The 14,329-nt window shown below is 34.6% G+C and carries 15 protein-coding genes and 1 tRNA gene; 11 read left to right on the top strand and 5 right to left on the bottom strand.

Annotation, left to right across the window (positions count from 1 at the left end):
- Positions 1-5 precede the first annotated feature (5 nt).
- The 4 genes from GQ46_RS15245 (at position 6) to GQ46_RS15230 (ending at position 3,352) form a co-directional block, all read left to right on the top strand.
- Entirely contained in the window at positions 6-632 is a 627-nt protein-coding gene (locus GQ46_RS15245) for a conjugal transfer protein TraK (RefSeq protein ID WP_025743362.1), read from the top strand.
- Positions 613-1,587, top strand: a complete 975-nt coding sequence (gene traM / locus GQ46_RS15240) for a conjugative transposon protein TraM (RefSeq protein WP_025743361.1) — start codon at positions 613-615, stop codon at positions 1,585-1,587. Before GQ46_RS15245 ends, traM begins: the two co-directional genes overlap by 20 nt.
- Positions 1,588-1,600: 13 nt before the next feature.
- Positions 1,601-2,401, top strand: a complete 801-nt coding sequence (locus tag GQ46_RS15235; protein ID WP_027126729.1) for a DUF4138 domain-containing protein — start codon at positions 1,601-1,603, stop codon at positions 2,399-2,401.
- Between the two features lie 84 nt (positions 2,402-2,485).
- Positions 2,486-3,352 (top strand): cation diffusion facilitator family transporter, encoded by an 867-nt coding sequence (locus tag GQ46_RS15230; protein ID WP_025743359.1) that lies wholly within the window; start codon positions 2,486-2,488, stop codon positions 3,350-3,352.
- 53 nt (positions 3,353-3,405) lie between these two features.
- Here GQ46_RS15230 and GQ46_RS15225 read toward each other — a convergent pair whose 3' ends face one another.
- The 3 genes from GQ46_RS15225 to GQ46_RS15215 form a co-directional block, all read right to left on the bottom strand.
- Positions 3,406-3,927, bottom strand: a complete 522-nt coding sequence (locus GQ46_RS15225; protein ID WP_025743358.1) for an ORF6N domain-containing protein — start codon at positions 3,925-3,927, stop codon at positions 3,406-3,408.
- Between the two features lie 21 nt (positions 3,928-3,948).
- A complete protein-coding gene (locus GQ46_RS15220; protein WP_025743357.1) occupies positions 3,949-5,214 on the bottom strand; it encodes a site-specific integrase in 1,266 nt (421 codons plus the stop codon).
- A gap of 254 nt (positions 5,215-5,468) precedes the next feature.
- Positions 5,469-5,543 (bottom strand) — tRNA-Pro (locus GQ46_RS15215).
- 121 nt (positions 5,544-5,664) lie between these two features.
- Between GQ46_RS15215 and GQ46_RS15210 the strand changes: the two genes are divergently transcribed.
- The 7 genes from GQ46_RS15210 (at position 5,665) to scpA (ending at position 12,668) form a co-directional block, all read left to right on the top strand.
- Positions 5,665-6,771, top strand: a complete 1,107-nt coding sequence (locus GQ46_RS15210; protein WP_044403622.1) for a PQQ-dependent sugar dehydrogenase — start codon at positions 5,665-5,667, stop codon at positions 6,769-6,771.
- Positions 6,772-6,773: 2 nt separating this feature from the next.
- Positions 6,774-7,193 carry a c-type cytochrome gene (locus GQ46_RS15205; RefSeq protein ID WP_156133251.1) on the top strand — a complete coding sequence of 140 codons (420 nt, stop codon included), beginning with the start codon at positions 6,774-6,776 and terminating at the stop codon, positions 7,191-7,193.
- 51 nt (positions 7,194-7,244) lie between these two features.
- A complete protein-coding gene (gene udk / locus GQ46_RS15200) occupies positions 7,245-7,853 on the top strand; it encodes a uridine kinase (protein ID WP_044403620.1) in 609 nt (202 codons plus the stop codon).
- Positions 7,853-8,155 (top strand): septum formation initiator family protein, encoded by a 303-nt coding sequence (locus GQ46_RS15195; RefSeq protein WP_044403618.1) that lies wholly within the window; start codon positions 7,853-7,855, stop codon positions 8,153-8,155. The genes udk and GQ46_RS15195 overlap by 1 nt, the downstream gene beginning before the upstream one ends.
- Complete coding sequence (locus GQ46_RS15190; RefSeq protein ID WP_044403616.1) at positions 8,148-9,500, top strand: methylmalonyl-CoA mutase subunit beta; 1,353 nt, start codon at positions 8,148-8,150, stop codon at positions 9,498-9,500. Before GQ46_RS15195 ends, GQ46_RS15190 begins: the two co-directional genes overlap by 8 nt.
- Positions 9,501-9,552: 52 nt before the next feature.
- A complete protein-coding gene (locus GQ46_RS15185; protein ID WP_044403614.1) occupies positions 9,553-10,266 on the top strand; it encodes a hypothetical protein in 714 nt (237 codons plus the stop codon).
- Positions 10,267-10,511: 245 nt separating this feature from the next.
- Entirely contained in the window at positions 10,512-12,668 is a 2,157-nt protein-coding gene (scpA, locus tag GQ46_RS15180) for a methylmalonyl-CoA mutase (protein WP_044403612.1), read from the top strand.
- A gap of 52 nt (positions 12,669-12,720) precedes the next feature.
- Here the strand turns inward: scpA and GQ46_RS17265 are convergent, their stop codons facing one another.
- Both GQ46_RS17265 and GQ46_RS15170 read right to left on the bottom strand, forming a co-directional pair.
- Positions 12,721-13,140 carry a DUF2141 domain-containing protein gene (locus GQ46_RS17265; RefSeq protein WP_052503502.1) on the bottom strand — a complete coding sequence of 140 codons (420 nt, stop codon included), beginning with the start codon at positions 13,138-13,140 and terminating at the stop codon, positions 12,721-12,723.
- Positions 13,141-13,231: 91 nt separating this feature from the next.
- The gene (locus tag GQ46_RS15170) at positions 13,232-14,245 is read right to left on the bottom strand and encodes an NAD(P)-dependent oxidoreductase (protein WP_044403611.1); all 1,014 of its coding nucleotides are present in this window, start codon (positions 14,243-14,245) and stop codon (positions 13,232-13,234) included.
- Positions 14,246-14,329 lie beyond the last annotated feature (84 nt).

Genomic DNA, 14,329 nt, shown 5'->3' with positions numbered 1-14,329 from the left:
TACAGATGAAAACACCATATAAGAATATTTACAACATCTTAAAGCTCAATCGCTTTATAGTATTGACCGTCGTTATTGGAGCTGTGCTCACGTGCGTCATTTCCGTTTTGATGGTCATAAAGCTGCATAAAGAAACAGTTAATAATGCTTTTGTAGTCAATTCGGACGGAAGTGTTATTCCCTTGAAACTGGTATCTCAACAAGAAAATTTAAAAGTAGAAGTCTTGGCACAATTGGAGTTGTTTCACACTTATTTCTATAACATTGATGCCAGCAATTACGAAAAGAACTTGGAGAAAGCCCTTTGGTTGGGTAATAGTTCTGTAGATGCTCTGTACCGACAGAAAAAAGCCGATGGAGTTTATAACCGTTTGTTGCAATACTCGTTGGTTCAAAAAGTATTGAATATCGAATCCAAAGTTGATATTCAAAACGAACCCTACAAGTTTGAAACGAAAACCATTTTTGAAATCAATAGAGGTACTATCACAGATACTTATGAGTTGACCACTATTGGAAATTTGATTCACGTAGATAGAAACTTTCCAAACAATACCCACGGACTGCTAATTACCAACTTTTTTGAAAGCACATTACGAAAATTAGAAAATTATGAAAGTAGAAAAAAATAAAATAGTCTTTGCCATCGTGTTGGTATGCATCCTGCTTTTTATAGGTGGCTATGCAATGCTTATATTGGGCGAGGACGAAGAACCGACCATTGAGAACAACCAGATTCCTGTACCGGAACTGGAAGACGACCAAAAGGAATACGATTCCAAATTGGATGCCCTAAACGACTTAAAGGAAGTTAGGGAAACCAACGCACCCAGCATTTATGATGAACGGCTGTTGGATTCCACAGGCGTATATGACCCTGATTTATTGGACAAGAAAAAAATGCAGATGGTAGATAGCATTTACCAACAAGGGCAGATTCGATATTCAGATAGAACGTTTGAAAATATTAATCCAAGATACTATCCACCAAAACCACCTGTTAAGAAGGAAAAAGACACAACGGATGCTATTGAAGAGCAAGAAACGAACGTGGAAGCCAAAGAACGTGCTTTGGAGCATCAACTCTTTTTTGCTTCGCATCCTATTGAAAATGAGGATTTGAATTCAAAAAATACCGATGATTTCATTTATGTACGAGTAGATGGCACACAAACAGTTAAAACCAATTATCGCTTACAAATGCGGTTGATAAAAGATGCTACCATTTATGGACAACGCTATTCCAAGAATACGCCTATTTATGGATTTGTCAATTTTAAACCCAATCGCACCATCATAGACATTGAGAATATCAATCATCAACCAGTAAAATTGAAAGCCTATGATTTTCAGGATGGTAGCGAAGGCATTTATGTTGAAAACAGTTTTAGAGCAGAAGTTACCAATGAAATTGTTGGCGATATGGTGGACGACATTAATATTACTGGTGTTCCGCAAGTAAGCGGTTTCAAGAAAATATTCCAACGTAACCATAAAAACGTAAAGGTTACGATAACCGATAATTACAAACTCATTTTAAGACTTCCTAAAACAAAATATCAAGGAAAGCCCATAATGGGCAATTAATAAACTCACTCTTATGAAAACATATATCACATTACTGTTATTGATTTGTTCAATGTCAATTTCAGCACAGCAACCCCTTGACACTATTTACGCCAACGACCAGAAAAACGTTGCCCTGTTTTTTCCAAACCCTATTCGACAAGGAATTACAGGAGCTTCCAATTTTGTATTCACCTATAATCGTGAGAAAGAGCAGTATTTCGGTTTGTTACAGGCGAAGCCTGGAACAGAAAGCAACCTATTGACCGTTACAAGTGATGGTCGCGTTTATTCTTATATTTTGAAATATTCTGAAAAACTTCCAGAACTGAATTATTTTATCAATGAAAATGAAAGCATTGGCAGTGAACTTCCGGAAAAGATTAAGCAGAAGCCAGAAGTTAAACCGTTGAACGAATATGCAAATAGAATAACACATTTTCAAAAATTCAGCGAGTATTTATTAAAATCCAACTTTGAGCGTATTGAAACCAAACGCAAAAAAGGAATTAAAGTCCAATTACAAAAAATAGCGTATGATGCTTCTGAAGTGTATTTGGTTATAGAGGTCAAGAACAGGTCTGGAATCGATTTTGAAATTGACTACATTAAAGTTTATAGAACCAACGGAAACAAAAAGCGTAAAGCCTCTTACCAAAGATTACAACAAGAAGTTATTTACAAACACAAAATGCCATATTCCATTACTGATGGAGAAAGTCAATGCTTTGTGTATGTAGTTCCAAAGTTTGTTTTAGGCGACAACGAAAAGTTAATGCTGGAGCTGAAGGAGCTAAAAGGGAGCAGAAAAATGATTTTGGAAACCAAAATTTAAGAGGTGTTTATCACCTCTTTTTTTTGTGATTAAAAAAGTATCTTTGTTATAAATATAACAAATTTATTGACAACTAAAATTAGAATGAATAACGAACAAACCGCAATACGAACAACTTATTTCAGCATAATTGGGAATACTGCTTTAGCCTTAATTAAAGGACTTGCGGGATTTTTTGGAAATTCTTATGCTTTAATTGCAGATGCGATTGAATCGACAACGGATATTTTTGCTTCATTTTTAGTTTTATTAGGTTTTAAATATGCAAAACGACCAGCGGACGAAAATCATCCCTATGGACACGGCAAAATTGAGCCATTAATTACCTTTGGAGTTGTTACATTCCTTGTTGTTTCTGCCACAATAATCGCCTATGAAAGTATTCAAAACATTCAAACACCTCATAAAATCCCGAAATCTTGGACTTTGATTGTGCTAGGTCTAATAATAGCTTGGAAAGAAATCTCATTTCAAATTGTAATTAAAAAAAGTAAACAAACAAATAGTTCATCATTAAAAGCAGATGCTTGGCATCATAGAAGTGATGCCATAACTTCGGTAATGGCCTTTATCGGTATTTCGATAGCAATCATATATGGAAAAGGTTATGAAACAGCAGATGATTGGGCTGCCTTATTCGCTTCTGGATTCATTTTATATAATAGTTATTTAATATTACGTCCAGCTTTAGGAGAAGTTATGGACGAACAACTTTATGACGAACTGATAATTGAAATTAGAGAAAAATCAACAGAAGTTCAAGGTGTTTTAGGAACAGAGAAATGTTTTATTAGAAAATCCGGAATGAAATTCCACGTGGATTTACACGCAATTGTGAATAATGAAATTTCGGTAAAATCTGGTCACGACATTGCTCATAAGTTAAAAGACCATTTACAAAAAGAAATACCGAATTTAGGACACATACTAATTCATATTGAACCGAATTAATAAAAGCAATATATTCATAAAAATTGTCTATTCTGATAAGCAAAGAAAAGTTACTAATCTTTCCTATCCGTTTTAAAACCAATTCGTTCCCTGTTATGCTGTTCAATCTGTACCTTGTCCTTTTGCAGTAAATAATTCAAAGCCTGATGAATGTCCTTAAATTTGATATTCATTTCTTTTTCAAGTTGGGCTATATGTTCTTTAAGGTTGCTATAATCTGTAAGATGCTGCCGTAACGCTACAAATGCACGCATAATAGATATATTTACGTCAATGGCCTTGTCGCTGTTAAGTACGCTAGAAAGCATTGCCACGCCCTGTTCGGTAAAGGCAAACGGAGTGGCAGGACTAAATTTAATGTTCTCTGGAAGGTTGTCACAATTTGTGATAACCTCTTTCCACTCATCTTTTGAAAGCTGAAACATAAAATCATCGGGGAAACGTTTAAGATTACGTCTAACCGCTTGTTTTAGTACTCTAGTTTCTACTTCATAGAGTTCAGCAAGGTCAAAATCAAGAATAACTTTGTTTCCTTGAATATTATGGATTTTATTTTTTATTATAGATAGTTCCATTGTATTTTTAATTAACTGGAATTATGAATTTTGAGAAACCACTTTAGAGATAGATTCATTTTCTATCTCATTGAATTGAGCCCTTAATTTTTGCATATCATCACTTACTTTACGTTCAATGACTTTAGCATAAATTTGGGTTGTAGATATTCGGGAGTGACCCAACAATTTTGAAACCGTCTCAATGGGCATACCATTACTTAATGTAACCGTTGTAGCAAATGTATGTCGGGCAATGTGGAAAGTAAGGTTCTTTTTAATACCACAAACATCAGCAATTTCCTTTAAATAAGAATTTAGTTTTTGATTTGAGATTTTAGGAAATATACTTCCTTGTGATATTGATTTACGGTTGCTCTTGTATTTTTCAACAATTTGCATCGCCTTTGGCAACAAAGGTATTCGTATGGGCTTTGTCGTCTTTTCCCGTTTGTAATAAATCCAAAGTTCGCCATCGATGCCAATACAGATATTATCCGCAGTTAAATGGATGACATCGATATAACTTAAACTGGTATAGCAACTAAAAACAAACAAATCCTTTACCAATTCCAATCTTGGAATGCTAAATTGTTTATTTTCTATCTCTTGAAGCTCTTCGAGACTTAAAAAGCCTCTTTCGTTTTTAATGAATTTAGATTTGAAATTGATAAATGGGTCGCGTTGAATCCAACCCAATTTAAACGATAAATTTATCATCTTTCTAAAACGCTCGATATGCTTCATTACGGTATTGTTGCCCATTGGCTTTTGATGGTCTTCTGGTATGTAGTCCCGGAGATATTTCTCAAACTTTATGATAAAGTGATAATCAAGTTCCCGTAAATAAAGGTCTGTGGTCTTATAGGATTTCGATAAAAATTTGGAGATATAACTCTGTGTAGTGTAATAATTTTTTTGTGTTCCCCACTTTAATTTGTTTACCATATCTTCATTATGGTAATTGATAATATCTGTAATGGAACGATTATTTTCGTCATTACCGAAATATCGAGCCTTAACGACCTGTGCGGTAATCAATTTATGCTCATTCATTAAATCGCGATAACATTTAAACAGATGATTGTAAGTTTCATCTAAATAACTGTTTAGAATTCTTGATTTCTGATTTGTTCCCCGAGCTCTGTTTTTATGGACATCCCAATCAGACACTAAAACTTTTCGTTTTAGACTGATGGTAGCTCGCTTGCCATTTACCGTAATTCTTGCGTAAATAGATGCTTGGTCATTTTTTGCCCTGGAGAAGTCCGCCCAGAACAAAATACTGAAGGTGGTAGATGTTTTCATTATTTCGTCTTTTAGTTAACAATAATTCGTTGTTATCAGACGAAAGTCAAATCACTTATAAAGATACATTTATTTATTGATTAGCAGACCGTTGGTCATAAATCTGGTCAACACTTTTTGAAATTTTAATTTGTTATCCGATTTGTTGACATTTTTAATCAAAACATATCAATTCTTATGATATTCTTAAAAACAGAAAAACCTGAAAATCATACGATTAACAGGTTTTTGTTATAGATTGATACTATAATTTGTCGGGGTGGCAGGATTCGAACCTGCGACCTCCGCGTCCCAAACGCGGCGCGATAACCGGGCTACGCTACACCCCGAATGTGATTATCTTACACTAAAACAACAAGAAAACCCTGAAATTTTAGAGTGGCAAATATACACTATTATTTAAAAATCAAACCAATTTTATTGTAAATTGTAAAAAACATTTTTTTAATCATGATTAGAGCTCTTAAAACCCTTTCCCTTGCTGTATTTTTTATCTGTCTTAATACCTGTGCTCAGGATAAAAATCCAGTAAACACTCAAAATAGTTACGACATTGTTGTTCCTGAATTAACAAATCCGTGGGCATTTACTTTTCTTCCTGACAATAGTATGCTTATTAATGAAAAGGAAGGCAAATTAATTCATTTTAAAGACCAAGTAAAAACAGAGCTAAAAGGTCTTCCAGAAATTTATGCGCGTGGGCAAGGTGGACTGTTAGACATTGCCTTGCATCCAGATTATAAAACTAATGGTTGGATTTATATTTCTTATGCTTCACCAAAAGGAGAAGACGAAGGTGGAAACACCGCCGTTATGCGGGCAAAAATAAAAGGGGATAGCCTAGTAGAAAAACAATTACTTTATAAGGCAGAACCCAATACCACCAAAGGGCAACATTTTGGCTCACGTATTGTTTTTGATACAAGTGGTTATTTGTTTTTTACTATTGGTGAGCGTGGTGAGCGCGAGGTCAATCCGCAAGACCTTACAAGAGATGGTGGTAAAGTCTACAGATTGCATGATAATGGTGGTGTGCCAGAAGACAATCCATTTGTTGAGATTGAAAATGCAAAAACTGCTATTTATTCCTACGGACACCGCAATCCGCAAGGCATGGAACTACATCCTGAAACTAAAGCCATCTGGACACATGAGCATGGTCCAAAAGGGGGTGACGAGATTAATATTATTAAGAAAGGAGCAAATTATGGCTGGCCAGTTATCACCTATGGTAAGAATTATAGTGGAACAAGCATAACAGATAAAACAAAAAAAGAAGGAATGGAACAACCTTTGCATTTTTGGGATCCTTCTATAGCGCCAAGTGGTATGGCCTTTATTTCTTCTAATAAATATGGCGATTGGAAGGGCAGCCTTCTTGTGGGCTCTTTAAAATTTAGTTATTTAGATCGCTGTACGCTTAAAGGCAATAAGGTAATCAAAGAAGAACGATTACTGGATGGCATTGGTAGGGTACGTTCTATCGAGCAAGGTCCAGATGGTTTTATTTACGTGGGTGTAGAAAATTTAGGCATTGTTAAATTAATCCGTTCGTAATTATGAAGTACTTTAGTTTTACACTAATTACCATTTTTATTATGCTTTCCTGTCAATTTTCTGATAAGAAAATGGCTCAAAACACTGTTCCAGCAGCTCAGGAGTTTTCTAAGGGCAAACAGGTTTATGATGATTTTTGTATACAATGTCATCTGCCAAACGGCGAAGGTGTCCCAAATACTTTTCCGCCTTTAGCACAATCAGATTATTTAAAGACTAAGAGAGAAGCAAGTATTAGCGCATTAAAATACGGTTTAAGTGGTGAAATTGTTGTCAACGGAAAAACATATAATGGAAACATGACAGCCCAAGGCTTAACAGATGAAGAAATCGCAAACGTAATGAACTACATTACAAATAGTTGGGGCAATAAAAACACAAGGTTAATAACTGCCGAAGAAGTTTCAAAGGTGGAACGGTAATATTTTGTTTCAAATTCCTAAATTTGTTCGGTAAAATTTAATAAATCATACATGTTAATAATAGGAATTGCAGGCGGTACTGGTTGTGGAAAAACAACTGTTGTAGAGCAAATAATGAATGAATTACCAGATGGCGAAGTTGGTATCATCTCTCAAGATTCTTATTATAAAGACACGTCAGCTTTGAGCTACGATGACCGCGTTAAAATTAATTTTGACCATCCGCGTTCTATAGATTTTAAACTGCTGCGCAAACATTTAACCGCGCTTAGAAATGGTGAAAGCATAGAACAACCGGTCTATTCGTTTGTAGAACATAACAGAACCAAAGACACTGTTTTAACCCAGCCAAAAAGAGTCATGATTGTTGAAGGTATTTTAATTTTAAGTAAACCGAAAATTAGAGATATGTTTGATATAAAAATATTTGTGCACGCCGATAGTGATGAGCGACTTATACGCCGTGTTAAGCGTGATATTGCTGAACGTGGCAGAGATATTAACGAAGTTCTAACACGCTATCAAACGACCTTAAAACCTATGCATCAACAATTTATTGAGCCTATGAAAGAATATGCAGATTTAATTATACCAAACAATAAATACAATACTGTTGCTGTTGATATAGTAAGAACTATTATTAATGATAGATTGAGTTAATGCTTTCCTATTTTAAAAACATATTCGTCATTATTATTATCGTTTTTTCGATATGGATGCTTTTTTTTGACAGTAATTCGTTGCTAATTCACAACGAGTTAAATCGTGAAATTGAAACATTAGAAGACGAGAAAGACTACTATAGAAAAGAGATTAAAAAAGACAATAAAATTATAAACGAATTAAAAAAAGAGGAAGGTCTAGAAAAATTCGCGCGTGAAGAATATTATATGAAACGTGAAAACGAAGACATTTATATTATAGAGTATCAGGACAGTTTAAAAGTAGAAGACAATGAGTAAAAAACTATTTTCAGATTTTAATACTGTTTCAGCCAAAGCCTGGAAGCAAAAAATACAAGTTGATTTAAAAGGCTTGGACTATAACGACACCTTAATTTGGAACACTGCCGAAGACATCAATGTAAAGCCATTTTATCATCGTGATGATTTTGAAAATCAAGCGTTTTTAAAAGTACCCTCCAACACCTGGAAAATAAGTCAATCTATTTTTGTAGCTGATGAAAAACGCTCAAATAAAAAAGCTGTAGATGCTATTAAACGAGGTGCAGAAAGCATTAAGTTTATTATTCCAAATAAAGAGATTGCTACTTCAATTTTATTAGAAAACATAGACACCTCTTCCACGCCTCTCTATTTTGAATTGCAATTTTTAGATGCGGATTATGTTAAAGCATTAGCACTCACCCCCTCAAAAGCAGGACTCTACATTTTAAACGACAGTATCGGCAATCTTGCGAAATCTGGCAATTGGTTTAATAGTTTAAAGTGGGACCATGAGCAATTAGAACAAATAATAGCGACCCCCAATAATACACTAAGTGTCGATTTAAGTTTGTACCAAAATGCAGGCGCAACAATTGTCCAGCAATTAGCCTATAGTTTAGCACATGCCAATGAATATTTAAATCATTTTGGAAGCGCGTTAAAATCTCAAATAACCTTTAACGTCTCCGTTGGAACCAATTATTTTTTCGAAATTGCTAAACTCCGTGCGCTAAGAGTGTTATGGAAAACGTTGGCTGATGAATACAATGTTCAATCAGACTGTCATATTTTTGCTACGCCTACCAAACGCAATAAAACAATATACGACTACAATACCAATATGTTACGCACCACTACAGAATGTATGAGTGCGATTTTGGGTGGCGCAAATACCGTTTGTAATTTATCCTATGATTCTATTTATCATAAAGACAATGAATTTGGTGAGCGCATATCGAGAAATCAGTTACTAATTTTAAAAAATGAAAGCTATTTTGATGCCGTGGAAAATGCTTCAGATGGTGCTTATTACATTGAGAGCCTAACGCTTCAACTTGCAGAAAAAGCTTTAGAGTTATTCAAAACCATTGAAACCGGTGGCGGTTTTTTAAGTCAGTTAAAAGATGGAACTCTTCAGAAAAAAATAAAAGAGAGCGCTAAAAAAGAACAAGAGGCCTTTGATGCGGGAGACATTACATTATTAGGCACCAATAAACATCCTGATATGAATGACAAGATGAAAGCCGATTTACAACTGTATCCTTTTTTAAAAATGAATAGTAGAAAAACGTTAATTCAACCCATTTTAGAACGTAGATTAGCAGAAACTATAGAACAAAACAGATTAAAAACCGAATAAATACTTAACAATAGACTTTTTAAATAAAAATCATAATAACACTATTAAAGCCATGAAACAAACAACGTTCAAACTTTTCACTCTGTTACTTTTAGTTATAGTATCAAGCTGTGACCAAACAAAAAAATTAGATTATAAATTTGCCGAAAACCCGAAGATTCTGGCTTGTGACTTTCCTAATGTTGATTTATATAATGAAGCCATTTATTCTTTTGAAAATGATATTATTAATACCTATGACATGAGGTCCAAATCTGGTCCTAAGGCTTATTCTTCATTTATAAATGTTTCTATGCGTGGTGGTTTAAAAGTAGAGGATATTGCCAGCGAGCACAGTTTAAAAATTGCTAAACTATTAAAAGAAGAAAATGATTTATGGGCTACAAACAATGGGGAAACAACATTAAACTACTCACATCCTTTAACGGACTGTATGGTTAATAATATAAAAACCACAAGTTTAAAGCAAACCATCAATGCGCTTTTATCTACAAATAGCATACGTCCAAATTTAATTTTAGCGCCTTTAAGTAGTAGTGCTAGAGTAATGCAGGGCGATGGAAGTTTAAAAGCCTACGTCGCGTTCGATTTCTTTTACGCTAAATTATTAGACAGCAAACTTGAAGATTTAAAAAATCCTAATCCACAACCCATTGAAGAAGCGAAACGGGATGAAAAAGTAGATTTCAATGCTGGAACAAAACCAACTCTCCCGGCAGATAATTCAATAGAACAAGATCCTCACGCAGGACATAATCACCAATAAATTAATGCCAGTATCGCATCAAATAGAAGTCATAAAAGTAAGACTTCTTGAAGCTGGATTAAATACTAATTCGTTTTCAATTTTCGATAAAACACAGATTCTCTAAGTATTTCTAATTCAGTTGGCAATGATTTTATTGTTTATTATTTAGATGAATAAGGGAAATAAACATAATCAAAAACGTTTCTCTCTCATAAGTTTATGTGACGATGATATAATCAAAATAAACAATTCTCAATTTTAAAATGGCTAGAAAAGACCTTCAACATATTAAAATAAAATTAGAAGACAGAAGCGCAACGACAAAAGCTAATGACAACTCCTTTCTTACTGCAGAAGACATCGCTGTAAAATCGAAATATTCTAAAACAGATATTAAAAATTTGAAACATTTAGATTTTGTTGCTGGAATAGCACCAAATCTTCGTGGACCTTATTCCACGATGTATGTAATAAGACCTTGGACTATTCGTCAATATGCAGGTTTCTCAACGGCTGAAGAAAGCAATGCCTTTTACCGCAGAAACTTAGCAGCAGGACAAAAAGGTCTGTCTGTGGCTTTCGATTTAGCAACACATCGTGGTTATGATAGTGATCATGAACGTGTGGTTGGTGACGTTGGAAAAGCGGGGGTAGCCATTGACAGTGTTGAAGACATGAAGGTATTGTTCGACCAGATTCCACTGGATAAAATGTCGGTTTCCATGACTATGAACGGTGCTGTCTTGCCAATTATGGCCTTTTATATTGTGGCAGCAGAAGAACAAGGTGTGCCACCAGAAGCTTTGGCTGGAACCATTCAAAATGATATATTAAAAGAGTTTATGGTGCGTAACACGTACATTTACCCACCTACGCCTTCGATGCAGATTATTTCAGATATTTTTGAATATACGAGTGCGCATATGCCTAAGTTTAATAGTATTAGTATTTCAGGATATCACATGCAAGAAGCAGGCGCTACTTGTGATATTGAACTCGCTTACACCCTAGCCGACGGCTTAGAATACATAAGAAAAGGACTAGCAGCTGGTATGGATATTGATACTTTTGCCCCGCGCCTATCTTTCTTTTGGGCCATTGGCATGAATCATTTTATGGAGATTGCTAAAATGAGAGCCGCCAGAATGTTGTGGGCAAAACTGGTGAAACAATTCAATCCTAAAAACCAAAAATCTCTAGCGCTAAGAACGCATTGCCAAACCAGCGGTTGGAGTCTCACAGAGCAAGATCCTTTTAATAATGTCGCGAGAACGACTATTGAAGCCGCCGCAGCTGCTTTTGGTGGCACACAAAGTTTACATACTAATGCACTAGATGAAGCAATCGCCTTGCCTACCGATTTTTCAGCGCGAATTGCCAGAAACACTCAAATATTTTTACAAGAAGAAACCCATATTACCAAAACCGTAGATCCCTGGGCTGGAAGTTATTATGTTGAAAAACTAACCCATGATATTTCAGAAAAAGCCTGGTCTTTAATTGAAGAAGTGGAAGCCTTGGGCGGCATGACTAAAGCCATTGAAGCAGGTATTCCTAAACTAAGAATTGAAGAAGCTGCTGCTAGAAAGCAGGCGCGCATTGACTCAGGACAGGATATTATTGTTGGCGTTAACAATTATGTTTTAGCTGAAGAGGATGCTATTTCAACTTTAGAAGTCGATAATCAAACAGTACGTTTACAGCAAATTAAGGGTTTAGAAAAAATTAAAGCAGAAAGAAACACAGCCAAAGTTAACCAAGCTTTAACTCATTTAACCGAAGCTGCAAGACTATCGTCAGATTCTAAAGGGTCTAAGGTAACCGCAAATAATAATTTACTACATTTAGCGGTGATAGCAGCTCGCGAGCGCGCCACTTTAGGTGAAATTAGTGACGCTTTAGAAGCTGTCTATGGTCGCTATAAAGCGCAAATAAAAACATTTTCTGGTGTGTATAGTAAAGAAATTAAAGACGATAAATCTTTTGCAAGAGCAAAAGAACTAGCCGATCAATTTGCTGAACAAGATGGTCGAAGGCCACGTATTATGATTGCTAAAATGGGGCAAGATGGTCATGATCGCGGTGCTAAAGTAGTGGCTACTGGTTATGCAGATGTTGGTTTTGATGTAGATATAGGTCCATTATTTCAAACACCAAAAGAAGCTGCAAAACAAGCCGTAGAAAACGATGTGCATATTTTAGGGGTGTCCTCATTAGCTGCAGGACATAAAACTTTAGTACCTCAAGTAATAGAAGAACTAAAAAAATATGGTCGTGAAGATATCATGGTTATCGTTGGTGGTGTCATACCAAAACAAGATTATCAATATTTATTTGATGCTGGCGCAGTTGCTGTGTTTGGGCCAGGCACTAAGATAAGTGAAGCTGCGATTACTATTCTAAACATTCTTATAGAATAATTTACTTTAAAAAAACAACAGCATCATTAAAATAGCATCCGCTCTTTCTGAATTAATGAATGAAGGAAAGGGTTATACTCTCATTTTTTTCATTAAAAACAAAACTACAATCACTAAAATTTGGTGCAGAAAATTTTGGTTTAAAATTATTAGAAAATGCATAAGGCTCTTTAGGAATCCCTAAAAAATTCTTATTACAAACCGTATCACCATTAACATCATGATATGCTGAAATTGCATAAGTTCCTTTTGGCAGATCTTTAATAGAAATTGTTTCGCGTTTTTTAGTCACTTTTATAGAATAGGTTTTAAACGCTTTTCCTTTTATTAAAAAAAGGTCAGATTTATTAAATATCCCAATTTCTATAGTTCCTTTCAAGGCTTCTATTTGATCAAACTGTAATGTTAGTTCTGGATTTGGTGAAAAGAATGACTGTATTACAGTCAAAAATGTAATAATTAAATAATTCATTTATTATTTTTTAAATATTAATTTATTAAACAGCGTCTAATTAAACGCATAGAGGCTTAGCATTAAAACTAAAAAACCTAAGACACCTCCCTCAAAAATAATAGCGCATAGCCTCAGTATCTTTATTCTTATAAGCTTTATAAGGTTCAGATTGCTTTAACAAATACGTTTTAATAGGTGTCTTAAACATTTTTATGATTCCTTTTTTTAGCTTCGAAACTTTTTTTGCTTCATTTCTAAAATAATCTTCAATAGTATCTTGTCTAAAATATACAATATCCTCTAAAACATCACCATCCTTATAATACCCACAATGAAAATTCTTATCAGCAAAAGTTCTATCTGGAAAATCCAAAGTACCTAAACCATAAATGTTGAACGAGCGCTCTAAAAATTCTGAATACAACATTCTACATGCTTCACCGCCTCCTAAATTAAAAATGCCATTTAAAAGTTGCGGTTTATAATTAAGCGCATTCACGAAAGCACGTGCGGTATCTCTTGGTGTAGCAATTTCTAAAGCAGTATTTAATGGTTGATGAAACATGAGTTTAGACATTTTATGCGCACCCATAATTGCTGCTAATCTAAAAACACACCACTCTAAGCCAGACCGCATAATCCGGTTTTCTGCTTCAACCTTAGTTCTTGCATAATCATCACCTTCACTCGGAGTTATGGGATCCTCTATAGTAATGTATGGGGCTTTTATTCTATCGCCATAAACAGCAATGGAGGAGCTGTACATAAAAAATGCCTTTGGTGAATGGGTTTTAATATAATTAATTAAATGCTGTGTGCCATTTACATTGACTTGATAGGCTAACTTAGGATTGTCGTTGGCTAATGGTGGAATGATAGCAGCAAGATGAATAACGTAATCAATTTTAATAGGCAACTGCCCTAGTGTATCATTTTGAGTCAAATCGCCATAGATCATTTTAAAATTTTCGTCATTAAAAAATTTAGACATTGCTTTAGACTTAGCTGTTTTAACATCAAAAGCTACCACCTGATATTTATTTATATGGCATAATTGTTTTACAACCTCATAACCTACACTTCCAGATGCTCCGGTTACTAATACGGTTAATTTATTATTCATTGGGTTTTCTTTGTATACATCAACTTTTGAGCCAAAACTTTTGAAATTTAAATATTAAACAGAAAGATACATGCTTTTAAATTA

The sequence above is a fragment of the Lacinutrix sp. Hel_I_90 genome (assembly GCF_000934685.1).
GTDB lineage: Bacteria > Bacteroidota > Bacteroidia > Flavobacteriales > Flavobacteriaceae > Lacinutrix.
The sequence above is the reverse complement of the archived record's forward strand: the minus strand, read 5'-3'. Positions and strand labels throughout refer to the sequence as shown.

Bases quoted from the DNA above. Each gene is read 5' to 3' on its own strand.
- GQ46_RS15185 (WP_044403614.1), top strand. From the start codon at position 9,553: ATGAAACAAACAACGTTCAAACTTTTCACTCTGTTACTTTTAGTTATA.
- GQ46_RS15205 (WP_156133251.1), top strand. From the start codon at position 6,774: ATGAAGTACTTTAGTTTTACACTAATTACCATTTTTATTATGCTTTCC.
- GQ46_RS15170 (WP_044403611.1), bottom strand. From the start codon at position 14,245: ATGAATAATAAATTAACCGTATTAGTAACCGGAGCATCTGGAAGTGTA.
- GQ46_RS15195 (WP_044403618.1), top strand. From the start codon at position 7,853: ATGCTTTCCTATTTTAAAAACATATTCGTCATTATTATTATCGTTTTT.
- scpA (WP_044403612.1), top strand. From the start codon at position 10,512: ATGGCTAGAAAAGACCTTCAACATATTAAAATAAAATTAGAAGACAGA.
- GQ46_RS15210 (WP_044403622.1), top strand. From the start codon at position 5,665: ATGATTAGAGCTCTTAAAACCCTTTCCCTTGCTGTATTTTTTATCTGT.
- GQ46_RS15245 (WP_025743362.1), top strand. From the start codon at position 6: ATGAAAACACCATATAAGAATATTTACAACATCTTAAAGCTCAATCGC.
- GQ46_RS15230 (WP_025743359.1), top strand. From the start codon at position 2,486: ATGAATAACGAACAAACCGCAATACGAACAACTTATTTCAGCATAATT.
- GQ46_RS17265 (WP_052503502.1), bottom strand. From the start codon at position 13,140: ATGAATTATTTAATTATTACATTTTTGACTGTAATACAGTCATTCTTT.
- udk (WP_044403620.1), top strand. From the start codon at position 7,245: ATGTTAATAATAGGAATTGCAGGCGGTACTGGTTGTGGAAAAACAACT.
- traM (WP_025743361.1), top strand. From the start codon at position 613: ATGAAAGTAGAAAAAAATAAAATAGTCTTTGCCATCGTGTTGGTATGC.
- GQ46_RS15220 (WP_025743357.1), bottom strand. From the start codon at position 5,214: ATGAAAACATCTACCACCTTCAGTATTTTGTTCTGGGCGGACTTCTCC.
- GQ46_RS15235 (WP_027126729.1), top strand. From the start codon at position 1,601: ATGAAAACATATATCACATTACTGTTATTGATTTGTTCAATGTCAATT.
- GQ46_RS15190 (WP_044403616.1), top strand. From the start codon at position 8,148: ATGAGTAAAAAACTATTTTCAGATTTTAATACTGTTTCAGCCAAAGCC.
- GQ46_RS15225 (WP_025743358.1), bottom strand. From the start codon at position 3,927: ATGGAACTATCTATAATAAAAAATAAAATCCATAATATTCAAGGAAAC.